The organism is Undibacterium sp. Di26W, assembly GCF_049340265.1.
Classification (GTDB): Bacteria; Pseudomonadota; Gammaproteobacteria; order Burkholderiales; family Burkholderiaceae_D; genus Undibacterium.
This window is the reverse complement of the sequence record NZ_JBMPOR010000001.1, coordinates 103627-126667: the sequence shown is the minus strand read 5'-3', so window position 1 is coordinate 126667 and position 23041 is coordinate 103627. Positions and strand designations below refer to the sequence as shown.

Sequence of the window (23041 nt, the reverse complement as noted above, 5' to 3'; positions counted from 1 at the left end):
TCATGAAATTTGCTCTTCGTCACAAAAATACTGTCCCGCTACTGACGTCCCTGCTTGCACCGATGATGCTGGCTGCTTGCGCAGTCACCAAAGTTGATCCGCCGGCACCCGTTGTCGCCACCGCCCAATTCCAGGAAAGTGGTGCATGGCAACAGGGAAACGCGGCAGCCACACCGGTACCTGACAACTGGTGGACCCTGTTCAAGGACCCGGTACTGGATGAGCTGGAACGCCGCCTGGTCATCGATAATCAAAATCTCAAGGTATCTGCTGCTCAGGTCGCCAATGCGCGTGCTGCGCTGGAAGCTAGCCGCAGCGCCATGTACCCCAGCCTGTCGGCCGGTTTAAGTGCCAGCCGCGATGCCAGCCCGACGGCAACCACGTCCGCCAATGCCAGCAACCCCAGCAACAGCATGTCCCTGACTGCCAATGCCAGTTGGGAAGTTGACCTGTGGGGACGTCTGTCACAGGCAAGTGCCGGGGCCCAATCCACCCTGCAAGCCAGCATGGCCGATTTAGCGTCAGCCCGGCTTTCGGCGCAGGCCACCTTGGCACAAAGCTATTTCTCCATGCGCACTATTGATGCCCAGCTGTCACTCAGTGATCGCAGCATTCAGGCGTATGAACGCTCCTTGTCACTGACGCAGGCACGCTATGAAGGTGGGGTTGCCGGTCGCACCGATGTCCTGCAGGCGCAGACCCAGCTCAAAAGCGCCCAGGCTCAACGCGCTGACCTGACCGCCCAACGCGCAGTGCTGGCGCATGCCATCGCCGTGCTGGTAGGCACGCAGCCGGCTGAACTGACGATAAGCCATGACGCCAGCTTGCCTGTGGCACCAGTGGTGCCAGCCATGCTGCCGTCAAACTTGCTGGAACGCAGACCAGACATTGCGGCTGCGCAGCGACGCGTGGCCAGCGCCTATGCGCAGATCGGCGTGGCGGATGCGGCTTATTTTCCTTCGCTGTCACTGTCTGCCAGTGCCGGATACCGTGGCACATCCCTGGGGCAATTGATCAGTGCACCACATTTTTTATGGTCGCTGGGCAGCAGCCTGACGCAATCCATTTTTGATAGCGGCCAAAGAAAACTGGCCAGCGCCCAGGCGCGTGCCAGCGCTGAACAACTGACTGCCAGCTACCGGCAGGTGGTGTTAACGGCCTTGCAGGAAGTCGAAGATAACCTGATCTTGAATGCCCAATTGCAGCAGGAAGCGCAATTGCAATCAGAAGCGTTGCAGGCGGCTCAGCGCAATCTGGAAATCACGCTTGACCAGTATCGCGCCGGCACCGTCAGTTATCTCAACGTCGTAGTTGCACAGGCATCTGCATTCAGCAGTGAAAGCAGTTTGCTCAGTGTACGCAACCGCCAACTGGCGGCTATCAGTCAGCTATTAAAAAATGTTGCTGGACGATGGGATGCCTGAGGTAGGATGCCTGACATCATACAAAAAAAGCATCTAGAAAACGTTTATGGAAAACACCGTATTTTCGGAGATCAAATTCTGGCTGATGATGCTGATCTCTTTCGTCCTGCCGTTTGGCTTATACAGTGTACTGATGATGAAACGGGCCATCTCGCGACAAACCACGCTGATGCTGGGTTTTGCGCTGGTGGCTATCGCCGGACTGGACGTCTACACCCTGCAAATTCTGGCGGCTGCCGCCAGATTAACGCCCTCACTGGCCGACGATACGATATTCGTTTCTGAAGTATCGCTCGCCCTGTATCTTCTGCCCGTGATGTTCGGCGGCATAGGTGTAAATATCATTTCACATGTCGTTGTGAAACATCTGGATGAGGCCAATGAGCGTTTCAGGAAGGAACATCCGGATGAGTAAAAACCTGTTTACGATCTAAGATCAGACTTATTTATCTTTGAGTCATGACATCTACTCTCCGGCAGATTTCATTGCATCCGGCAAAGAGCTAGGGTGAGTACTGGTCCATACTTCCGAAATATAACGCAAACTGTCCTCCCGGGAGCCGCTAATCCCGGATGGGTGCCAGCCTAAGGGTATTTCCTTGCCAGACGGCCATATAGAATAGTGACCCTGGTGATTCGTTATGACATCGTACTGATCATCAATCTGGTTGGTCATCATGTGCCCTGTTTAAATTGAGCTTTCGTAAAAGTGACAATACTGACACACAATTTTACTTCAGTCGTAGTTGAAAATTGGTTCATACTCAACTAATTTATTTTTCAACACCACTTTTACTTCGCTGTACCCGCTACAGGCAATACATATCCCTGGCATCTCTCTGCCCACCAGGACAGAAACTCTTTATCTTCAACCCTGCCATTTTCAGTACTTTCATATCGGGTCATGCCGCGCTTGTCCGGGTTCACCGTGATGATGAAGCGCTGCACCAGATCGCGCGCCAGGCCCGGCTGATTGACGGTGGCGCGGCCACAAACGTAATACAAGCCATTGCCTTTTTCAAACATTTTTTCGGTGCCGCTTTCAATGACTATCGTGGCATCGGACGCGTGACGGCTAAAAATTTCATGCGCGACATCCATTTTGTCATTCGAAGAGCCGGTGCAGGCTGACAACAGGCTGGCTGCCAATACTAGCGGACTGAATATGTTTGTTTTCATGGTGTACTGAGTTACAGATTTCTTTGAGAAGTGCAGATGATATACAAATTATAAAAATACAGACAAATAAATGCTTAATAAACATGTTAACCCTGATTTACGCTTGGTCCGCGCTTGCGCAGCATCAAATCAGTGCAGTATCCGATCAATATCTGCTGCCATGGCGATTGAAACAAAAGCCGTATTGATATATATTCTCATTATCATTTAGGTTTAGCATTTATTCTTTACGGGAAGCTCATCATGCATGATTTGCCATTTGAACAAGCGGGCGCCATGACTTTGAATCAGATGAAAGTCGGTGATTCAGGGATAGTGCTTGATGTACAAGATCAGGATCATGCGAAAAGTGATGCCGCTTTCAATATTACCCGCCGTTTGAAAGAACTGGGTTTTGTGAAAGGTGAACCAGTAAAGGTTTTGCATAAGGGCTATTTTGGTGGTGAGCCTCTGGCAGTCAGAATTGGCCAATCCACTTTTGCATTAAGAAACTTTGAAGCGGCATTAATTGGCGTTACTCACTCAGGAAAAGTAGGAAAATAGTGAAAGAATTGTTTTCTCCGCGTATCGCTCTTGTCGGCAATCCCAACTGCGGAAAAACTGCACTGTTCAACAGATTGACGGGTGCGCGACAAAAAGTAGCCAACTATGCTGGCGTCACCATAGAACGCAAAGAAGGCAAGTTTCGTTCGTCTGCGGGGCGTGACTGGCAGGTATTGGATTTGCCGGGCACTTATAGCCTGCATGCAGCCACCCCGGATGAAGAAATCACCCAGCAGGTAGTCACCGGCAATCATAGCGACGAAGCCATGCCAGACGCCGTAGTATGCGTGGTGGACGCCACCAACTTGCGACGTGGCTTGCGGGTGGTGCTGGAACTGATTGCTCTTGGTCAGCCCATGGTTCTGGCAGTCAATATGATGGATATCGCAAAAAAACGCCATATCCATATCGACATCGATGCCATCAGCAAAGCACTGAATATACCGGTAGTTGAAACAGTCGCGGTTGATCCGCAGGGCATTGATGCCTTGCTGACTCAACTTGAAACACTGGCGCAGCAATTGGTGCCGTCGGCCAATATCACGCCACATGCGTTGACCAATCAAAGCCCCGAAGCACTGCAAGAAAGAGTCAATGCGGTATTGCAATTGAGCGTATCGCAAACCGCTGATGCGGCCAATGACATCAGCCTCAGCTATCGCCTGGACAGCTGGGTATTGCACCCTGTCGTTGGCCCCGTGATTTTTGCAACCCTGATGTTCCTGGTATTCCAGGCAGTATTTGCCTGGGCGCAAATGCCCATGGACATGATCAAATCCGTCATTGATGCAAGCGGTGCTGCAGTGGAAGCGGCCTTGCAGCCGGGTATCTTGCAGGGTTTGCTGGTCAAGGGTGTAATCGGCGGTGCTGGCAGCGTGCTGGTATTTTTGCCGCAGATTGTCATCCTGTTCTTTTTCATCCTGGTGATGGAAGATTCGGGCTATCTGCCGCGCGCTGCGTTCTTGCTGGACAAGGTCATGGGTAAAGTCGGTTTATCCGGACGCGCTTTTATTCCCCTGCTGTCCAGCTTTGCCTGTGCCATTCCCGGCATCATGGCGACCAGAACCATACAAAATCCACGTGATCGCCTGGTGACGATCATGATTGCGCCTTTGATGACCTGCTCTGCCCGCTTGCCGGTGTACGCGCTGATCATTGCTGCCTTCATTCCTGATAAAGCCGTGTGGGGCGTGCTCAATCTGCAAGGCCTGGTGCTGTTTTTTCTGTACCTGGCAGGCATAGTCTCGGCCATGCTGGTGGCTTTTTTCTTCAAGAAAAAATGGGGTAGCCAAATCCACCAACAAGCACTGATGCTGGAACTGCCCGATTACAGATGGCCGAATCTGCGTAATCTGGTGCTGGGCCTGTGGGAGAGAATCAAGATCTTTACCACACGTGTCGGTACCATCATTTTGTCGCTGATGATATTGCTGTGGTTCCTCAGCAGCTTTCCCGGTGCGCCGGCAAATGCAGATCAGCCTGCGATTTATTACAGTATTGCCGGTCAACTGGGCCGTTTGCTGGAATTTGTATTTGCCCCGATAGGCTTTAACTGGCAAATTTGTATCGCCCTGGTGCCTGGCCTGGCGGCACGTGAAGTCGCCGTTGCAGCCCTGGGGACTGTATATGCCTTGTCACAGTCTGGCGAAGAGCTGAGTCGCTCGCTGGAACCGCTGATTGCCCAGTCCTGGAGTCTGCCGACTGCACTGTCACTGCTGGCCTGGTATGTGTTTGCACCGCAATGCGTGGCGACACTGAGCGTGGTGAAACGCGAAACCAATACCTGGCGTTATCCGGTCATGATGGCCGCTTACCTGTTTGGTCTGGCCTATCTGGCTTCTTTCCTGACCTTTCATATTTCAACTTACCTGCTGGGGAGATGAGAAATGCAAAACCTGATTGCCAGCTTGTTATTGCTGTTGGCCAGCGCATACCTGCTATTGAAATACATGCCCAAGGCCACAAAAAACAGAATCAAGGCTTATTTCCAGAGCCTCCACCCTGCCCTTGTGCCGGTGCTTGACGGCCTGTCAAAACAGAGCGATGGCTGTGGTTCTGGATGTGGCGGCTGCTCGTCCAACAATACTGCGTCAAACAATCATTGTTCGAAGCCGCAGTCTCCAGAACAGACTATCAAGCTGATCAAAAATTTGCCAGCCCAGAAATAGCACCTGTTTCACACTCTGCTTGCCGTTGGCAGTCAGCCGGAATTGATGTATCCTCAAAACATAAAATAGATACAATTTTTGGGACTTTTGAGACGAACAAGGGCTTTAGCGGGATATGACAGTAATCATCTACGACAAGACCGAAAAAGGGCGTGAAGAAATTGCGACCCGTAAGCACCAGTTAGCATCACGCCTGCGGACCTTGCTGGTCATGGTGGATGGCAAGCATACGAATGACGACATAATGAGGAAAGTAACAGGACTGGGCCTGACCGAACAAAACATGCAAGAACTGCTGGAGCAAGATTTCATTGTTGCAATCACAGTCCAATCAATACCGGCAGCAAGCAACACTCACGCCTCTTCTGGCACACCAGCGACGCCAGCAGCACCAGTGGCCAAGCCAAGCGAACCCGCTACAGTGGCAGCCCCCAGCCTGCCTGCAATGACAGATGCAGAACGTTTCCAGGCACTGTATAACTTCTTCAATGAAACCATTAAAAGTGCCATAGGCTTGCGTGGTTATGGCCTGCAATTGAAAGTGGAACGGGCATCGACCATCGACGATTTCCGTGAACTCCGGCAGGCCTATGTAGAGGCCGTGCAAAAAGCCAAGGGCCCGGAAATGGCGCGCAGCCTGCGTGATCGACTGGACCAGTTATTAAACGACGGCAATGCCTGATACAAATCAGTGCTGAAACTCACTCATTAGCCAGAACTGGCGCAATCAGACATCATTCATGCAGATAAACAAAAAGCCAGGTACCCCTGGCTTTTTGTTTTGCAACTTGCTGTTATTGACAGCACTTATTCAATACCCTGGCTGCTCAGGTATTCCTCATATGTACCCTGGAAGTCGACAATTTTATTTTCCTTGATTTCCAGTACGCGCGTCGCCAAAGATGAAACGAATTCGCGATCATGCGACACGAAAATCAGGGTGCCGGCATATTTTTCCAGTGCGATATTCAGTGACTCGATCGATTCCATATCCATATGATTGGTAGGCTCATCCATCAGCAAAACATTATGGCGACCCAGCATCAGCTTGCCATACATCATGCGACCTTTTTCACCGCCCGACAAAACCTTGACTGATTTTTTGACGTCATCACCACCAAACAGCAAGCGCCCCAGGATGGAACGCACGGCCTGATCATCATCGCCTTCCTGCGTCCACTGACCTATCCAGTCAGTCAGGTTTTTGTCTGATGCAAATTCTTCAGTAGGATCTTGCGGCATATAGCCGACATTGGCATTTTCTGCCCATTTAACAATGCCATAATCAGCGTGCATGCCGGTAATGTCATCACCACCTATGCAACGCAACAGAGTGGTTTTACCGATACCATTGGCACCGATGATCGCGATTCTTTCACCTGCTTCCACCATCAGGTCGACATTCTTGAACAATGGCTTATCGTAAGCTTTGCTTAAGGATTGCACTTCTACAGCCAGGCGATGCAATTTCTTTTCGCCATCGAAACGTACGAAAGGATTTTGACGGCTGGATGGTTTGAAATCTTCAATCTTGATCTTGTCAATCTGCTTGGCACGTGAAGTTGCCTGACGCGCCTTGGATTTATTGGCAGAGAAACGACGGACGAAGTCTTGCAGTTCTGCGACTTTTTCCTTGGCCTTGGCATTGTTGGCCATTTGCTGTGCGCGTGCCTGGGATGATGCCAGCATGTAGTCATCATAGTTACCCGGATACACTTTCAAGGTACCGTAATCCATATCCGCCATATGTGTACATACCTGATTCAGGAAATGGCGATCATGGGAAATGATGATCATGGTGGAATTACGTTCATTCAGAATGTCTTCCAGCCAGCGGATGGTATTGATGTCCAGGTTATTGGTCGGTTCATCAAGCAACAGGATATCCGGATTGGAAAACAGCGCCTGGGCCAGCAAGACACGCAGCTTCCAGCCGGGTGCAACGGCACTCATGGTGCCCTGATGCTGGTCAATTGGTATGCCCACGCCCAGCAACAATTCACCAGCGCGCGCTTCAGCGGTGTAGCCATCATATTCGGCAAACTTGGCTTCGAGGTCGGCAGCCTTCATGTAGTCATCATCAGTGGCTTCAGGGTTAGCGTAAATCGCATCCCGTTCCGCCATCGCGGCCCACATCTCGGTATGGCCCATCATGACCACTTCCAGCACGCGCCTGTCTTCAAAGGCAAACTGATCCTGGCGCAATTTACCCAGGCGCTCATTCTGATCCAGCATGACGGTACCAGAAGACTGTTCAAGATCGCCCCCCAGAATTTTCATGAAGGTGGATTTGCCACAGCCGTTGGCACCGATCAGGCCGTAGCGGTTACCTTCGCCAAATTTGACTGAGATATTTTCAAACAGTGGCTTGGGGCCAAACTGCATGGTGATATTTGCGGTAGAAAGCACAGAAAACCTTTTGCAATAAATATGAGGATTAACCTCACATTATAGCATTGCGGTTTTGCCTCCCCATTGGCAAGCCCATGATTTATAGAGAAATTCTTTATGGTTTGCCAGGTTTGAGCTTTTCAGGCTGGCAAATGGAAGGCTTGCCGGAATAAGTCTAAAAATAGCACGGAGCACTTTTTTGCATAAAATGTGTTTTTTGGGGCTAGGTCAACGCGCCCTGACAGCTTCTTCAGCATCAAAGGCTGTTGTTTTTTTATAACATCGTCTTTTTTGTACGACAGCAATCAGCGTAATTTCCCCATAGAAACATTCCCTAAAACATCCTTTTCTCACTCTGAAACACCGTTCAAACCACCCTGCCCTCATACCATTTTTGCATACGACAATCCGAAATTATCATAATATTGCATCATACATTGAGGCCCACCTACTATCGTCTCAGGTAATAGCAAACGCAAAATTGCCGTGGCATCACTAACCCCAGGGACGATTATGAAAATGAAGAACAGGAAGGCGATAGCGGCGCGCAGTGCGGTAGCGCTCAGTTTGGCTGTAACACATTTCGCACACGGACAAGAGGCACCAGTTGCAGCCCCGGCCAGCGCGACACCGGCAAAAGATGATGCCTCGGCCCCGATCCAGCAGGTGGTGATGACGGGATCACGCATCGCCCGCAGGGATACGGAAACCAGCGGTCCCATGCTGACCCTGACCAAGGATGACCTTAAATTCGCGGCACCGACCTCGCTCGGCGACATCATGCAGGCGTTGCCGAATGCCGGCGTCAGTCTCAATTCCAACGGCACCCAGGGTACATCCTACGGCGTCAGTTCCATCAATCTGCGCTACCTCGGCAGCGCCGAAGGCAGTGGCAACCGTACCTTGGTACTGGTCGATGGTCACCGCTGGGTGAATGCTGCGGGTGGCCGCGGCTTCCGCGACTTCACAGACCTGAACACCATTCCGCTGGGCATCATTGACAGCGTTGAAGTGTTGAAAGACGGTGCCTCGGCCATTTATGGTGCCGATGCGATCGCTGGTGTGGTAAATATTCATACCAAGCGCAAGCTCGACGGTTTCGAAGCCAATATGCGCCTGGGCACCTCATCCCGTAATGATGATGAAAATTACAATGGCTTCCTGAACTGGGGCAAACGCTTCGACAAGGGATCGGTCTTCCTGTCAGGTAGCATGAACGATTCCCGCCCTATTTTGTCAGCGGACCGTGATCTGACCAAAGTGGCACTGTCGCCGCTGACCGCTCCTGGTACCAGCCCGCAAGGTCTGTATGTATTACCTGGCCTGTCGAATAACGCCTATTTCGGCACCGCGACTGGTTTTGCCTCGAATGCAGCCAATGCCGTCACTCGCAATACCGGCGTCACCAGCATAGGTGCCAGTTCTACGGCAGACAATAGCTTCCACACCGCTACCCTGCCCGGTGACTATTACAACCAGCAGACCCAGGGTATGTATGCCACTGGCCCCAGCAAAACTGCTGGCTTGTTCGGTCGCCTGACCTACGAGGTCACACCCGATATAACGGCGCATCTGGAAGCCACTTATACCACGCGCCAGTCGTCACAACTATTCTCACCCTACCTGCTGGATATTCGCGGCAGTAACGGATATTCAATTTCCAAGGATCAGGCGTATAACCCGTTCGGTACTGCCAACGGCGTCCCGGCGGCCAATGCGCTGGGCTTTTCTGGTTCTACCTTCCGTATCCAGCGTGTACCGGTCGAAGTCGGCAACCGCGAAGTGCTGCAAGATGTCAAGATGAGTCGCCTGCTGCTCGGCCTGGAAGGCACGGTCTCGCTATGGGGCGATTGGAATTGGGACGCAACACTGTCCTATTCGAAAAACAAAGCCAGCTTCGATCAAAGGAATGGCGTCAATTTCGACAACCTCTACCGCGCCATGACCTCGCCAACCACCTGTGCTGCCGCGCCAGGTTGCGTGCCTATTGATCTGTTTGGCACCATCACGCCAGCCATGGCCGACTATATCCGTTCGTACTCGCATGATACCAACGGCACCAGCCAGACTGATTTCAGTATGAATGCCACACGCAACCTGATGGAACTGCAAGGCGGCCCGCTGGGTATTGCCACTGGCTATGAATATCGTCGCGAAATGGCGTACGACAGCCCCGATCCTTTTGTCTCGCAGGCTTCAAGCGTACTGCCACTGGTATCTGGTGCGGCACAGGCAACCACCTCGGCAGCAGCGCGCAACCCAACCGCCGGTTCCTACTACCTGAATGAAGCCTATGCCGAACTGAGCGCTCCGCTGCTGGCCAATCTGCCATGGGTGCAAAAACTGGAACTGGATGCGGCAGTACGTTATTCGCGTTATTCCACCGTAGGTGGCAAGGCGACCACCAAGTTCGGCGTGCTGTATCGCCCGTTCAATTCGCTGTTGTTACGCGGCACGTATTCCCAGGGTTTCCGTGCACCATCCATCCTTGAGCTGTACCAGGGTGTGAAACAAACCAGTTTCCCGGCAGTTGACCCATGTAACGGCGGCGGCGCTGGCTTACCAGGTTGCGCTGGCATTCCCACCAGCTACAACCAGTCCCTGTATAGCAGCGGCATCCCACGTGGCGTCACGTCCGGCAACGCGACCCTGAAGCCTGAAAGCGCAGATACTTATTCTGTCGGTTTTACCTATTCGCCAGAACAGCTTAAAGGGTTTAGCGTGACTCTCGATCAATTCAAGATCAAGATCAAGGACGCCATCGCCTCTCAGACCGCCACCCAGATTCTGACCGCCTGCGCCCAGACCGGCACCTTCTGTAATCTGGTACAACGCGCCAATACCGGCGAGATCCTGCAACTGACACAGGCACTGGTTAACCTGTCACGTATTGAAGTGCAAGGGGTAGACGTAACGCTGCGCTATCTGGTCCCGGTCGCCGGTGCCAAGATCGATGCAGCGCTTGACCTGGCCTATCTGCAGCATTACAAATCCTATGTACCGCAACCAGATGGTTCCATCGTGGTGGACGAACGTGCCGGCAAATCCGACCAGCCACGTTCGACCTTCCCGCATCTGAAAGCCCAGGCTTCGCTGCGCTATATCGGTTCCAGCATCACCGCTGGCTGGAAAGCGCGTTATATCGGCCCAACCGCTGATGTGCCAAACAATGCAGTCAATGGCGGTAACGTACCGGGCACGCTGTATCACGACTTGCAACTGTCGTATAACTTCAGCGATGGCAAAACCAGCATAGGCATGGGCATAGACAACCTCTTTGACAAGCAACCACCCGCATCGGCTGCCAACAATCCTATCAATTTCGATATATACACCTACGATGTACGTGGCCGCTACTTTTATACACGTGTGAACACCAAGTTCTGAAAATGACTATGTCCAACATGATAGACAAGCCAAGCAAGGCAGATGCCGACCAGCCCGCGACAGATAACATCGTCAAACGGCGCTGGGCGCTGGAACCGGTCATGATGATGTTCATCGCGCTGGCCATAGGCGTACTGCTGACCTGGATCTTGCCGTCCGGCGAGTACCAGCGCAGTGGTACGACCGAGGTATCGCCCGTGGTCCCAGGCAGCTATCACGGCATACCCAAAACCCTCAGCGCTGCGGCACTGATCCAGCAGCCTCAAAGCAAGAATGAGGCAGCACCGTTGTCACCGAGCGCCATCTTTACTTCGGTACCGGCGGGTCTGGTGAAGTCGGCCAACCTGATCTTCATGATCCTGCTGCTGGGTGGCCTGCTGGGGGTGTTTCGCGCCACCGGTGCCTTCGACGCCGGTATTGAGCGGCTGCTGGGTTTGACTGGCGGTCGGGTGGTGGTACTGACGCCGGTGGTGATGGTGATTTTATCGGCTGGCAGTACCTTCCTGGGCATGATCACCGAATACCTGATCTTCATCCCGGTGGTGATTGCGATTGCCGAGCGCCTGGGCATGAGCCGGCTATATGGCTTTACCCTGCTAACCCTGGCTGCCAAGGTCGGTTACCTGGCATCGGTATCGAATCCGCTGGCTTTGCTGATTGCCCAGCCCATCGTTGGCGTGCCGGTATTCAGCGGTGCACTGGTGCGTTTGACTCTGTGGGCAATTTTCCTGACGCTGGCTATCTTGTTTGTACTACGCATGGAACCGCGCCCGGCCAAGGCTGCCGTGTTTGAAAGCAAGCCCTTGTCCAAACCACACTTCCTGGTGATCGTGATTGTCTGCATTGCACTGGCTGTATTGGTGTATGGATCAACCGCGCTGGGCTGGCGTGATTCGCAGTTTGCCACACTGTACATGGTGACTGCACTATGCATCGGGCTGGCCTATCGCATGAGCGCACGGGTCGGTGCGCATGCCTTTGTCGAAGGCATGAATTCGATGACGCTGGCGGCGCTGCTGCTGGGCATGGCGCGGGGTGTCGAGATTGTGCTGCGTGAAGGCCGCATCCTGGACACCATCATCGCCTATGCTTCCGCCCAGGTTGAACATCTGTCACCGATACTGGTCGCGCCTATCATTATGGGGCTGGAAATGGTCTTGACGCTGTTGATACCGTCTACCTCTGCCAAGGCCGCACTCAGCATTCCCATCCTGGGTCCTATCGGTGAAAGCGTGGGCGTCAGCGGGCAAACTACTGTGCTGGCCTTCATCCTCGGGAATGGCCTGGTCAACATGTTCTCGCCGACTTCGGGCATGCTGCTGGCATTCCTGGCGGCCGGTGGTATTCCTTACGGTCGCTGGTTCCGTCTGATCTTGCCGCTGTTCGGGGTGTTCACTGTGATTGCCGCAGTCGCCACCATGCTGGCCGTGGTATTGCACTACTGATCGCCATGAAAGAAGACTTGCTCAATCTAAAAGCCCTGCGGGCGTTTTACGAGATCGTCCGTACCGGTTCTGTGACTGCCGCTGCGACACGCATAGGCATGTCGCAGCCGGCCGTCAGCCGCCAGTTGGCTCAGTTGGAAGCGCTGATCGGTTTCGAATTATTCCATCGTGATCATGGCCGGCTGGTGCCAACGCAGGACGGGCTGCTGCTGTACGAAGAAGTGTCATTGTCGCTGAATGGATTCCAGCGCATCCAGAGCCTGGTCAGCGACATTTCCGGTTTCCGTATCGGGCACTTGAAACTGGTGGCACCACCGAGTTTTTGCGAAGGCATCTTGCCCGATATCGTCGCCGCATTCAGCGCCCGCTTCCCTCGCGTACGCATTTCGGTAGATTCGCACAGCCGTGAAGTAGCGAAATCGATGATCGCTACCCGCACAGTTGATGGCGGTTTCCTGATCGTGCCGGTCAATCGTGATGACTTGCACGAAGACCCGGTCTGCGCCAATGAAACAGTATGTGTGTTGCAGACAGACAATCCGCTGGCCCGTCACCGTACCTTGACGCCCAAGCTGTTACGCGGTGAGCCGCTGATCTTGCTAGGCTATGGACAAAATTCACGCGCCACCATTGATGCCACGTTTTCGCGCGCGGGTGTACAGCCGGACGCCCGCATCGAAACACATACGGTCAGTTCGGCCTGTGCCTTTGCCGCACGCGGGCTGGGCGTGGCGCTGGTCAACCGCTTGCTGGCCGCGTTTTACATGCGGCCAGGCCTGGTCATGCGCCGCTTCGAACCGACACTGAGCAATGAATATGCGTTCGTCACATCATCCCTGTCGACACCCAGTCGTCTGGCTACAGAATTCCTGAAAGAGACCAAGCGTTACTTTGCCAACAAGAATTTGCCGGAACTGTGATGCACAAGCATTTTCCTTGATTTCCGTGGCTTTGCTGTACTCGAACAGAACCAAATATTTGAAAGTATCTATGTTATTCAGACCCACCCATACCGCAGCCGGCCATACCGTCGCTGATGTGGTGCCGGTTGTCAGCCCTACCTCTGCCTCGATGGCATCTGACGCAATCACCGTAATGCGCAGTGTCATGGTGAGCATGCGTGACGGCATCCAACTGGCGACCGATATCTATCTACCTGAAACCAGCGGCCAGACACAAGGCTTTCCGGTCATACTGGAACGCACACCCTACGGCAAGACGCAACCCAGTCGCAGCGAACGTACGCTGACAGAGCAGCAAGCCATGGACCGTGCGACCATCGCCGCATTCTTCGTGCGCCATGGCTATGCCGTGGTCTACCAGGATTGTCGCGGGCGTTACGAATCAGAAGGGGTATTCGTCAAGTACACCAGCGATGGCGAAGATGGCTACGACACCTGCGCCTGGATAGTCGCACAGCCGTGGTCGAATGGGCGTATAGGCACCAAGGGCCTGTCGTATGCCGCGCACACCCAGGCAGCGCTGGGCAGTATGAATGCGCCTGGCGTGGTCGCCATGTTCCTCGATTCTGGCGGTTTTTCCAACGCTTACCAGGGTGGCATACGCCAGGGTGGCGCCTTCGAGCTGAAACAGGTCACCTGGGCCATCAAGCGGGCGATGGAAAGCCCAGGCATACTTGGCGACAAAGAAAAATATGAGGCGCTGGCCTCATTGGATATCGAAGCATGGTTTCATCGCATTGCGCAATGGCAGCCCGGTGCATCGCCGCTCAGTCTGGCACCCGAGTATGAAGATTATCTGTTCGACCAGTGGCAGCGCGGCCGCTTTGATGACTACTGGCGCCAGCCTGGTCTGTATGCAGAAGGGTATTATGCACAGTTCCCAGCGGCAGCCACGGTCCACATGTCATCCTGGTATGACCCGTATTCGCGCACTGCCTGCACCAATTACGCCGGTCTGATAGCAGCCGGCAAAGGGCCAGCCTGCCTGATCCTCGGCCCCTGGACGCATGGCAACCGCTCGCAGACTTATGCTGGCGACGTCGACTTTGGCCCTGCCGCAACGCTGGACAATAATCTGGCACCAGATTTCCTGAGCCTGCGCCTGCAATGGTTCGAACGCTATCTGAAAAATAAAGTGTCAGGCAGTGACGATGTCATGCCCAAGGTGTGCATCTTCGTGATGGGTGGCGGCAGTGGTCGCAAAAATGCAGAGGGACGCATGGAGCACGGTGGCAACTGGCGTGTTGAATCCGAATGGCCGCTGCAACGAGCACGTCAAACTGCCTATTACCTGCATCAGGATGGCAGTTTGTCGACCACCATGCCACGACAAGCACAAACGCAGGCGCAACTCGCCTATGATTACGACCCGCAACAGCCGGTGCCAACCATAGGTGGAGCTGTCACCTCGGGCGAGCCATTGATGGCAGGTGGTGCCTATGACCAGCGTTGTGGCCCCGGTATCTTCTTTTGCAATGGCTCCAGTGCGCCACTCCGGGAACGTGACGACATACTGGTATTCCAGTCGGCACCACTGAGCGCAGATGTTGAAATCACCGGCGCTGTCAGTGCAGTCTTATGGATAAGTTCAGATTGCGTAGATACCGATTTCACGGTCAAGCTGATCGACGTCTATCCACCCAATGCGGACTATCCGGATGGTTACGAAATGATACTCACCGATGGCATACGGCGCGCCCGCTACCGCGACTCATGGGAGCAACCTGAAATGATGGTGCCGGGCACCACCTATCAGGTCACGGTTGATGCCTTCCCTGTCAGTAATGTCTTCAAGGTAGAGCATAAGATACGCATCGATATTTCGAGCAGCAATTTTCCCAAGTTCGACTGCAATCCCAATACCGGTGCCGCAGAAGGTGTCAGCGGACCGGTAAAAATTGCTCATAATGTGGTATTTTGCGGCAACGAACGTCCTTCGCATGTCGTGCTGCCCATCATTCCCGCATAAAGACGATTTATGAAACAGCCTACGCGCTTCGCACGGTCCACCCTTTCTACGCTGGTACTGGTACTGGGCCTGATCTGCCAGGCCAGCCCGGCGCAGGCAGATGACAAACATGTCTTGTTGACTGGCCAGGTGATGCTACAACACAAGCTGGCCACCTATGACGCGCCTGAGTTTGCCAATAACGTCGAATTGCAAAAGATCAGGCATCAACTGGACCAGGTATTTGCTGTCATGCGCAGCAGCGACACCGTGATCCTGGAACTGGAATCAGCACTAAAAATTGGCGCAGAACGGGTAACAGAACCCGGACGCGACAAGGACAGTGACTTCTTTCACGAAGTGGACGGTGACAGCATCGTCGATCTGATTACCCAGAAAATCCGCTTCGCCCCTAATCAGGTGATGTTCACCGCTGCCAACAACCATGTCAGTGACAATGGCGTGGCAGGCATCACCTCGCTGATCACCCTGTTTCAGGATTTAAAAATCCCCCTGGCAGGTGTAGGTGATGAAACTGCCGCCAGCGCAGCGCGCTATTTGCCGGTTAAGTCCATTAATTCCATGAAGTCCAGCAAGTTGCCGGGTCAGCAGCTTACCTCAGTTGCCTTGCTTGCCTTTGCCACTGACAAGGTAAAACTGCAGGCAAAGAAAACAAGCGTGGGCGTGAATACTCTGTCCGTTGCTGACGATGCAGCCAACACCATCAATAGCGATGACCTGCAGCGCATAGAGCATAGCATTGCCGAAGCACGCAAACAGCAGGCAATGGTGATTGCCTACCACCACAACCACCACTGGAACCAGAAACAGGTCAACACGGCCGGTGGCATCGAGCAATGGCGTATAGACTTTGCACATCGTTGCATAGAACGCGGTGCCGACGTGTATTTTGCGCACGGTGAACCACGTTTGCAGGGGATAGAAATTTACCGGGGCAAACCGATTTTCTATGGTTTGGGCAATTTCTTTTTCCAGACCAGGAAACTCAATTTTTATCAGTCAGAAGTGTGGGAGTCGGTGATGGCTGAACTGGAATACGATGACCTGAATCCACAAGCCATCAAGTCCATCAAACTGACACCTGTTGTCCTCAATGAACATGGTGCCGAACCAGTGTTCATGCAAACGCGCGGCTTACCGGCACTGGCGAACAGTGCCCAGGCCAGAAAAATCCTTGTTACATTGCAATCGCTGAGCGAAAAATTTGCTACCCGCATCGACATCGACGACCGCAATCCGGCAGCCATCGTGGGACGTATCCACATAGCCAACTAATCTCGTCGCCAATACAGCACGCAATAAAAAAGCGGTTGATCTGTCCATATTCATGGACAGATCAACCGCTCACGGTATTACTAAAGCTTATTGTTTTAACTTATCTCAATCCCGGACATCTAGTGTATTGCTGCGGTTTTTTCCTTGTCTCAACGAAAAATTCGCGATTTTATAAGCGGCAATCTGCGTGCCACACTACACTAGTTAAAGGTTTTGCCTTCTGCCGCCAGTTTGGCCAGCAAGGGAGCTGGTTTCCAGGCATCGCCATGGCGACCTTTGGCATATTTTTCCATGGACATGACCACATTCGTCAAGCCCACTGTGTCAGCGTAGAACATAGGGCCGCCAGTATGCAGAGGGAAGCCGTAACCGGTCAGGTAGACCATGTCGATATCCGATGCCCTGGTCGCAATACCTTCTTCCAGGATATACGCCGCTTCATTCACCAGCGAGAAGATCAGGCGTTCGACGATTTCCTGGTCAGAAATCTTGCGACGCTCCACACCCAGATCAGCAGAATGCTTGATGATCATGTCATTCACGACAGTTGAAGGATAGGCTTTGCGGTCGCCCGGTTTGTAGTCATACCAGCCAGCGCCGGTCTTTTGACCGTAACGTCCCATTTCGCATAACAGATCAGCCGTCTTGGAATAAGTGATCTGTGGTTTTTCCACGTAACGACGCTTGCGGATATACCAGCCGATATCATTACCGGCCAGGTCACCCATACGGAACGGTCCCATGGCAAAACCGAGTTTTTCGACCGCCTTGTCGACCTGTTCCGGGGTGCAGCCCTCTTCCAGCAAGAAGCCGGCCTGACGGCTGTATTGTTCTATCATGCGGTTGCCGATGAAGCCATCGCAAACGCCGGATACCACACCAGTTTTCTTGATTTTCTTGGACAGGCCCAATACCGTTGCCAGCACATCTTTGGCGGTTTTCTTGCCGCGTACGATTTCCAGCAATTTCATGACATTGGCCGGGCTGAAGAAATGGGTACCGATCACATCTTCAGGGCGCTTGGTAAAGTCGGCAATCTTGTCGACATCCAGTGTAGAGGTATTCGATGCCAGAATGGCACCGGGCTTCATGACTTCGTCCAGTTTTTTGAAGACCTGTTCTTTGACGCCCATGTCTTCGAACACGGCTTCAATCACGATGTCTGCCTGTGCAATGTCTTCATACGCCAGCGTGCCAGTGATCAGGCCTACGCGCTGTTCAAACTTCTCTTGCGTCAGCTTGCCCTTCTTCAGGGTGTTTTCATAATTTTTACGAATGGTGGCCAAACCTTTTTCCAGCGCTTCCTGTTTCATTTCCAGGATTTGTACTGGTATGCCAGCATTCGCAAAATTCATTGCAATGCCGCCACCCATGGTGCCGGCACCAATGACAGCAACCGATTGAATCGGACGTGTCGGCGTATCTTCCGGTACATCAGGTAATTTGCTAGCGGCACGTTCGCCAAAGAAGGCGTGGCGCAAGGCCTTGGATTCGGTAGTCTGTACCAAGTCAATGAACAATTCACGCTCAAACTTGATGCCATCATCAAATTTCCTGGTAACAGCTGCGGCTACGGCTTCCACGCATTTCAAAGGCGCGGGGAAAGGCCCTGCCATGGCGCGCACGGTATTGCGCGAGAACTGCAGGTAAGCTTCATAGTTGGGGTAATCGATCTTGATATCACGCACACGGGGCAAGGGGCGCACATCAGCCACTTTGGCTGCAAAAGCCAGGGCCGCGGTCAGTACGTCGGCTTCCACCACTTCGTTGAAAATGGCTGTTTTCGCCAGTTTTTCGGATGGTACAGGTGTACCGGAAACGATCATGTTCAAAGCCATTTCCAGGCCCAGTACGCGTGGCAGGCGCTGTGTACCACCGGCACCTGGCAAAATGCCCAGTTTAACTTCAGGCAAGGCAATTTGCGCACCTTTGGCGGCAACACGATAATTACAACCCAGTGCCAGTTCCAGGCCACCGCCCATACAAACAGTGTGGATGGCCGCAACCACCGGTTTGGTGGAGCCTTCGACCACATTAATGACAGTGTGCAGGCTAGGTTCAGCAGATGCTTTCGGGGAATTGAATTCCTTGATATCCGCACCGCCAGAAAACGCCTTGCCGGCACCGGTAATTACAATCGCCTTGATGGCATCATCATTCAGGGCCTGTTTCATCCCGTTAACGATGGCTGTACGCGTGGAATGACCGAGGCCATTCACGGGGGGATTATTCAGGGTAATGACGGCAATATTGCCATTCACTTGGTATTCTGCGCTCATGTCTCTTCCTATATTAGAAATGCGGTTTGGATGCCCTTGGCCTGGCTTCATGGCTGGTTAACTGTCTGGTATCTGTAAAGCAGGATATAAAAGCGATGCTGTCCTTACTATACCTCAAAATAGAACGATCGTATTATTTTAATCTAAAATTTTTTGATAGCTATTCAATAATACGTCTGGCAAGTTTGAAGTGACCAGGGCAAGTTGACCTGGAACGCAGGCATCCGCATCGTCCAGACATGGCTGAATCCGACATGTCTGGACGATGCGGACAACAAACAGCCTGTCCCTGAACCCGAGGTCTACACCTCCAGCCACTCCTTGCGTATGTTTTCATTCGCCCGCAAATCTGCCGGGCTGCCTTCAAATACGATACTGCCATGTCCCATTACATACACCCGTTGCGAAATTTCAAGGGCAATCGCCAGTTTTTGCTCCACCAGCAAGACAGAGATGCCGCGATTTTTCAATTCTTTCAGATATTCAGCCACCTGCTCCACAATCTTTGGTGCCAGGCCCTCGGTCGGTTCATCGATCATGATCAGGTCCGGGTCCCCCATCAAGGTGCGGCACAGTGTCAGCATTTGCTGCTCGCCCCCAGACATGACGCCGGCCTGGGTGTTTCTGCGTTCACGCAGGCGTGGGAACATCTGGTACATGTCTTCCATGCTCCAGCGTGGTTTGCTGTTTTTATCACGACCGGATTTCTCACCCAGCATCAGGTTTTGTTCCACCGTCAAAGTTGGAAAAATATCCCTGTTTTCCGGCACATAACCCAGACCACGATGGGCAATCTGGAAGGCTTTCAAGCCGATGATCTCTTCCCCTTTGAATAGGATGGAACCCGTTGCATCCACCTGGCCCATGGTCGCTTTTACCGTGGTCGAACGCCCTACCCCGTTGCGCCCCAGCAAGCTGACGATTTCACCGGGGTTGATGTGCATGTCCACCCCATGCAGGACATGGCTCTTGCCGTAAAAGGCATTCAGATTTTTTATCGTTAGCAGGCTCATTCAACCTCCGCCGGTGCATGCCCACCTAAATAGGCATCTTTGACTTTTTGATTATTGCGGATATTGGCTGGTGTGTCGCAGGCAATGATTTCACCATATACCACCACGGCGATTTTATCGGCCAGGCCAAACACAACGCTCATGTCATGTTCGACCATCAACAGTGTCTTGCCGACGGTGACTTTGCGTATCAATTCCACTGCGGCATCCGATTCAGAGCGGCTCATACCGGCGGTTGGTTCGTCCAGCAAAATGGCGTCGGCGCCACCGGCAATAGTGATGCCGATTTCCAATGCCCGCTGTTCAGCATAGGTCAGCAAGCCAGCGGTGATATTGCGCCGGCGTTTCAAGCCGATTTGCTCCAGCACTGCTTCTGCCCGTTCGTGTGCATCTTTCAAGCCGCCCAGCCGGTGCCAGAAAGAATATTTATACCCAAGCGACCACAATACGGCACAACGCAGGTTTTCATATACCGACAGCCGATGAAAGATATTGGTGATCTGAAAGCTGCGTGACAAACCACGACGGTTGATTTCATACGGTTTCAGCCCGCTGATGCTTTCGCCATTCAGCAGTATATCGCCCGAGCTAATCGGGAAACGGCCTGAAATCAGGTTGAACAGCGTGGACTTACCCGCGCCATTCGGACCAATGATGGCAAAACGCTCGCCTTTTGGTACTTGTAAAGTGGCGCCACGAATAATTTCTGCACTTCCAAAAGACTTGCGTACCTCTTTTAATTCCAGCGAAAAGCCACTCATGCTTGCGCCCTCCGCATCTGTTCTTCAATCTCCGTATTCACGTCGCCCCAGTGATGGCTAAAGCCTCCTTTAAGTCTGATGCAGGCAAAGATACCCACTGCAATGATGACGACAGTGACCAGCCATGCCGTGTGGCTGGCCGTATCCACGGTTACGCCAAACAGGTTGATGACAGAGCTTTGGGTAGCTTCCAGCGTGCGCTGATACAGCATTTCCACCCCGAGCACCACACCAAAGGCAGTGAATGCAGCGGCCAGTACCAGTTTCCACATGGCAGGCCAGACCCGTTTGAACATGCCAAACTTGGCCACCCGCAGATTCATCATGATCAGGCTGGCGACACCGCCGGGGGCATACATCACGATCAGGATGAAAAACACACCCAGGTACAACTGCCATGCCTTGGTCAGGTCAGACAACATGACCGTCAGGAACACACCCAGCACCGCACCGATCATGGGACCGAAGAAGAAACCTACACCGCCGATGAAGGTGAATAGCAACACTGCACCGGAACGCACGGCACTGACATTTTCAGCAGTGACAATCTCGAAATTAATCGCTGACAATCCGCCCGCAATACCGGCAAAAAATGCAGACAAAATCAAGGTCAGATACCGTACCCACTGAGTGTCATAGCCGACAAACTCCACCCGTTCAGGGTTATCACGTACCGCATTCACCATGCGCCCCAATGGCGTTTGGGTAAACGCATACATGCCGATGGTGCTGATAAACAACCAGAAAGCAATCAGGTAATACACCTGGATTTGCGGTCCATAAGTGATGCCCATGAATGACTGGCCAATCACCCTGTTGGTGGAAATACCGCCTTCACCACCAAAGAAGCTAGGGAACATCAACGAGCAGGCAAACACCAGTTCCACCATACCCAGGGTAATCATGGAAAACGTGGTCCCTGACTTTTTGGTCGTAACATAGCCAAACAGGATGCCAAAGCACATGCCGGCAATACCACCGATCAAAGGTATCAGGGTAATGGGAAATACCATGCTGCCAGCCGCGACCAGATTCATGGCGTGGATGGCAAAAAAAGCACCCAGTCCGGAATACACGGCATGGCCAAAAGACAGCATGCCACCCTGTCCCAGTAACATATTGAACGACAGGCCAAATATCATCAGCGTGCCGATCTGGGACAACAATGACAATGAGCCACCAGTACTGAAAACCACAGGGGCGATAACCAGCAGGATTGCGAAGCTGCTCCAGATCAGCCAGCGGGCAATATTGATGGGTTTGAATACTAAAGGTTTGCTCATCTTTTATCCTTCACGCGTACCGAGTAAACCTCTGGGCCTGAAAATCAGGATGAGTACCAATAACAGATAGGGCAATATGGGCGCGACCTGGGCGATGGTCAGGCTCAGCAGTGAATAGCCTGGTGCACTGCTGGTAATCAACATGCCAAACTTGGCAAACAGCGACACAAACGAGTAATCCAGTGCCACGGCAAAGGTTTGCAAGACTCCAATCAGCAAGGAAGCCACGAAAGCACCTGCCAGCGAGCCCATACCACCAACCACCACTACCACAAAAATGATGCTGCCCAGCGTGGCCGCCATGCCCGGCTCAGTGACAAAGGCATTGCCACCCACCACACCGGCCAGCCCTGCCAAAGCACAGCCACCGCCAAATACCAGCATGAAAACCCGTGGCACATTGTGCCCCAGTGCTTCTACCGTATCCGGATGGGTCAGTGCTGCCTGTATCACCAGACCAATGCGGGTACGGGTCAGCAACAGGTAAATCGATACCAGCATCAATAAGGCCACCAGCATCATGAACCCGCGATACATGGGAAAGGTCGTGGTATACAGCGTGAACAAAGGCCCATCCAGCGCCGCCGGAATAGGATACGGCACGGTTGAGCGCCCCCAGATCAGCTGCACCAGTTCCACAATCACATACGACAAACCGAAAGTGAACAACAGTTCCGGGATGTGACCGTATTTATGTACTGAACGCAGACCATAACGTTCCACCATGGCCCCGAGAAAACCAACCACCAGTGGTGCGAGAATCAAGGCAGGCCAGAAACCGATTTTGACACTGATGGCATAGGCAAAATAGGCTCCCAGCATATAGAAGCTGGCATGGGCGAAATTAAGTACGCCCATCATGCTGAATATCAGGGTCAGTCCGGACGACAGCATAAACAACAGCAGGCCGTAACTGACGCCATTCAACAAAGTGATCAGTGTGAATTCCACAGCAAAGATCC

The 23041-nt window shown here is 52.9% G+C and carries 18 protein-coding genes; 10 read left to right on the top strand and 8 right to left on the bottom strand.

Going from position 1 to position 23041, the window contains the following annotated elements; genetic code table 11:
- The first annotated feature begins 2 nt into the window (after nt 1-2).
- Both ACO0LM_RS00545 and ACO0LM_RS00540 read left to right on the top strand, forming a co-directional pair.
- On the top strand, nt 3-1424 hold the full coding sequence (locus ACO0LM_RS00545) for an efflux transporter outer membrane subunit (RefSeq protein ID WP_423033294.1): 1422 nt from the start codon (nt 3-5) through the stop codon (nt 1422-1424).
- A 46-nt stretch (nt 1425-1470) separates the two neighbouring features.
- Entirely contained in the window at nt 1471-1839 is a 369-nt protein-coding gene (locus tag ACO0LM_RS00540; protein WP_423033292.1) for a hypothetical protein, read from the top strand.
- A 51-nt stretch (nt 1840-1890) separates the two neighbouring features.
- Here the strand turns inward: ACO0LM_RS00540 and ACO0LM_RS00535 are convergent, their stop codons facing one another.
- Nucleotides 1891-2100: an MbtH family protein gene (locus tag ACO0LM_RS00535; protein ID WP_423033967.1), complete on the bottom strand. Its 210-nt coding sequence runs from the start codon at nt 2098-2100 to the stop codon at nt 1891-1893.
- Nucleotides 2101-2216: 116 nt separating this feature from the next.
- Entirely contained in the window at nt 2217-2603 is a 387-nt protein-coding gene (locus tag ACO0LM_RS00530; protein ID WP_423033290.1) for a hypothetical protein, read from the bottom strand.
- Between the two features lie 243 nt (nt 2604-2846).
- Between ACO0LM_RS00530 and ACO0LM_RS00525 the strand changes: the two genes are divergently transcribed.
- The 3 genes from ACO0LM_RS00525 to ACO0LM_RS00515 all read left to right on the top strand — a co-directional run bounded on the left by ACO0LM_RS00525 (nt 2847) and on the right by ACO0LM_RS00515 (nt 5996).
- The gene (locus tag ACO0LM_RS00525; protein WP_422981946.1) at nt 2847-3146 is read left to right on the top strand and encodes a FeoA family protein; all 300 of its coding nucleotides are present in this window, start codon (nt 2847-2849) and stop codon (nt 3144-3146) included.
- Nucleotides 3146-5029, top strand: a complete 1884-nt coding sequence (gene feoB / locus ACO0LM_RS00520; protein ID WP_423033288.1) for a ferrous iron transporter B — start codon at nt 3146-3148, stop codon at nt 5027-5029. Before ACO0LM_RS00525 ends, feoB begins: the two co-directional genes overlap by 1 nt.
- 400 nt (nt 5030-5429) lie before the next feature.
- Complete coding sequence (locus tag ACO0LM_RS00515; protein ID WP_423033286.1) at nt 5430-5996, top strand: hypothetical protein; 567 nt, start codon at nt 5430-5432, stop codon at nt 5994-5996.
- A 125-nt stretch (nt 5997-6121) separates the two neighbouring features.
- Here the strand turns inward: ACO0LM_RS00515 and ACO0LM_RS00510 are convergent, their stop codons facing one another.
- Complete coding sequence (locus tag ACO0LM_RS00510) at nt 6122-7723, bottom strand: ABC-F family ATPase (RefSeq protein ID WP_422981954.1); 1602 nt, start codon at nt 7721-7723, stop codon at nt 6122-6124.
- Between the two features lie 495 nt (nt 7724-8218).
- On the opposite strand from ACO0LM_RS00510, the gene ACO0LM_RS00505 reads away from it, so the two are divergent.
- The 5 genes from ACO0LM_RS00505 to ACO0LM_RS00485 all read left to right on the top strand — a co-directional run bounded on the left by ACO0LM_RS00505 (nt 8219) and on the right by ACO0LM_RS00485 (nt 16743).
- Nucleotides 8219-11092 (top strand): TonB-dependent receptor, encoded by a 2874-nt coding sequence (locus ACO0LM_RS00505; protein WP_423033284.1) that lies wholly within the window; start codon nt 8219-8221, stop codon nt 11090-11092.
- Nucleotides 11093-11100: 8 nt separating this feature from the next.
- Entirely contained in the window at nt 11101-12537 is a 1437-nt protein-coding gene (locus ACO0LM_RS00500; protein ID WP_423033282.1) for a YfcC family protein, read from the top strand.
- Between the two features lie 5 nt (nt 12538-12542).
- Nucleotides 12543-13457, top strand: coding sequence for a LysR family transcriptional regulator (locus ACO0LM_RS00495; protein ID WP_423033280.1), 915 nt, complete (start codon nt 12543-12545; stop codon nt 13455-13457).
- Between the two features lie 70 nt (nt 13458-13527).
- Nucleotides 13528-15468 carry a CocE/NonD family hydrolase gene (locus ACO0LM_RS00490; protein WP_423033278.1) on the top strand — a complete coding sequence of 647 codons (1941 nt, stop codon included), beginning with the start codon at nt 13528-13530 and terminating at the stop codon, nt 15466-15468.
- A gap of 9 nt (nt 15469-15477) precedes the next feature.
- Nucleotides 15478-16743: a CapA family protein gene (locus ACO0LM_RS00485; RefSeq protein ID WP_423033276.1), complete on the top strand. Its 1266-nt coding sequence runs from the start codon at nt 15478-15480 to the stop codon at nt 16741-16743.
- Nucleotides 16744-16943: 200 nt separating this feature from the next.
- Here the strand turns inward: ACO0LM_RS00485 and ACO0LM_RS00480 are convergent, their stop codons facing one another.
- From ACO0LM_RS00480 to ACO0LM_RS00460, 5 genes are all read right to left on the bottom strand, one after another.
- Entirely contained in the window at nt 16944-19022 is a 2079-nt protein-coding gene (locus ACO0LM_RS00480) for a 3-hydroxyacyl-CoA dehydrogenase NAD-binding domain-containing protein (RefSeq protein WP_423033274.1), read from the bottom strand.
- A 302-nt stretch (nt 19023-19324) separates the two neighbouring features.
- Nucleotides 19325-20035 (bottom strand): ABC transporter ATP-binding protein, encoded by a 711-nt coding sequence (locus ACO0LM_RS00475; protein WP_423033272.1) that lies wholly within the window; start codon nt 20033-20035, stop codon nt 19325-19327.
- On the bottom strand, nt 20032-20796 hold the full coding sequence (locus ACO0LM_RS00470) for an ABC transporter ATP-binding protein (protein WP_423033270.1): 765 nt from the start codon (nt 20794-20796) through the stop codon (nt 20032-20034). Before ACO0LM_RS00470 ends, ACO0LM_RS00475 begins: the two co-directional genes overlap by 4 nt.
- Nucleotides 20793-22079: a branched-chain amino acid ABC transporter permease gene (locus ACO0LM_RS00465; protein ID WP_423033268.1), complete on the bottom strand. Its 1287-nt coding sequence runs from the start codon at nt 22077-22079 to the stop codon at nt 20793-20795. The genes ACO0LM_RS00470 and ACO0LM_RS00465 overlap by 4 nt, the downstream gene beginning before the upstream one ends.
- A gap of 3 nt (nt 22080-22082) precedes the next feature.
- A complete protein-coding gene (locus tag ACO0LM_RS00460; protein WP_423033266.1) occupies nt 22083-23030 on the bottom strand; it encodes a branched-chain amino acid ABC transporter permease in 948 nt (315 codons plus the stop codon).
- Nucleotides 23031-23041 lie beyond the last annotated feature (11 nt).

Coding starts and splice junctions, on each gene's coding strand:
- ACO0LM_RS00465 (WP_423033268.1), bottom strand. CDS start 22,079: ATGAGCAAACCTTTAGTATTCAAACCCATCAATATTGCCCGCTGGCTG.
- ACO0LM_RS00545 (WP_423033294.1), top strand. CDS start 3: ATGAAATTTGCTCTTCGTCACAAAAATACTGTCCCGCTACTGACGTCC.
- ACO0LM_RS00500 (WP_423033282.1), top strand. CDS start 11,101: ATGTCCAACATGATAGACAAGCCAAGCAAGGCAGATGCCGACCAGCCC.
- ACO0LM_RS00475 (WP_423033272.1), bottom strand. CDS start 20,035: ATGAGCCTGCTAACGATAAAAAATCTGAATGCCTTTTACGGCAAGAGC.
- ACO0LM_RS00530 (WP_423033290.1), bottom strand. CDS start 2,603: ATGAAAACAAACATATTCAGTCCGCTAGTATTGGCAGCCAGCCTGTTG.
- ACO0LM_RS00485 (WP_423033276.1), top strand. CDS start 15,478: ATGAAACAGCCTACGCGCTTCGCACGGTCCACCCTTTCTACGCTGGTA.
- ACO0LM_RS00535 (WP_423033967.1), bottom strand. CDS start 2,100: ATGACCAACCAGATTGATGATCAGTACGATGTCATAACGAATCACCAG.
- ACO0LM_RS00470 (WP_423033270.1), bottom strand. CDS start 20,796: ATGAGTGGCTTTTCGCTGGAATTAAAAGAGGTACGCAAGTCTTTTGGA.
- ACO0LM_RS00495 (WP_423033280.1), top strand. CDS start 12,543: ATGAAAGAAGACTTGCTCAATCTAAAAGCCCTGCGGGCGTTTTACGAG.
- ACO0LM_RS00480 (WP_423033274.1), bottom strand. CDS start 19,022: ATGAGCGCAGAATACCAAGTGAATGGCAATATTGCCGTCATTACCCTG.
- ACO0LM_RS00490 (WP_423033278.1), top strand. CDS start 13,528: ATGTTATTCAGACCCACCCATACCGCAGCCGGCCATACCGTCGCTGAT.
- ACO0LM_RS00525 (WP_422981946.1), top strand. CDS start 2,847: ATGCATGATTTGCCATTTGAACAAGCGGGCGCCATGACTTTGAATCAG.
- ACO0LM_RS00505 (WP_423033284.1), top strand. CDS start 8,219: ATGAAAATGAAGAACAGGAAGGCGATAGCGGCGCGCAGTGCGGTAGCG.
- ACO0LM_RS00540 (WP_423033292.1), top strand. CDS start 1,471: ATGGAAAACACCGTATTTTCGGAGATCAAATTCTGGCTGATGATGCTG.
- ACO0LM_RS00515 (WP_423033286.1), top strand. CDS start 5,430: ATGACAGTAATCATCTACGACAAGACCGAAAAAGGGCGTGAAGAAATT.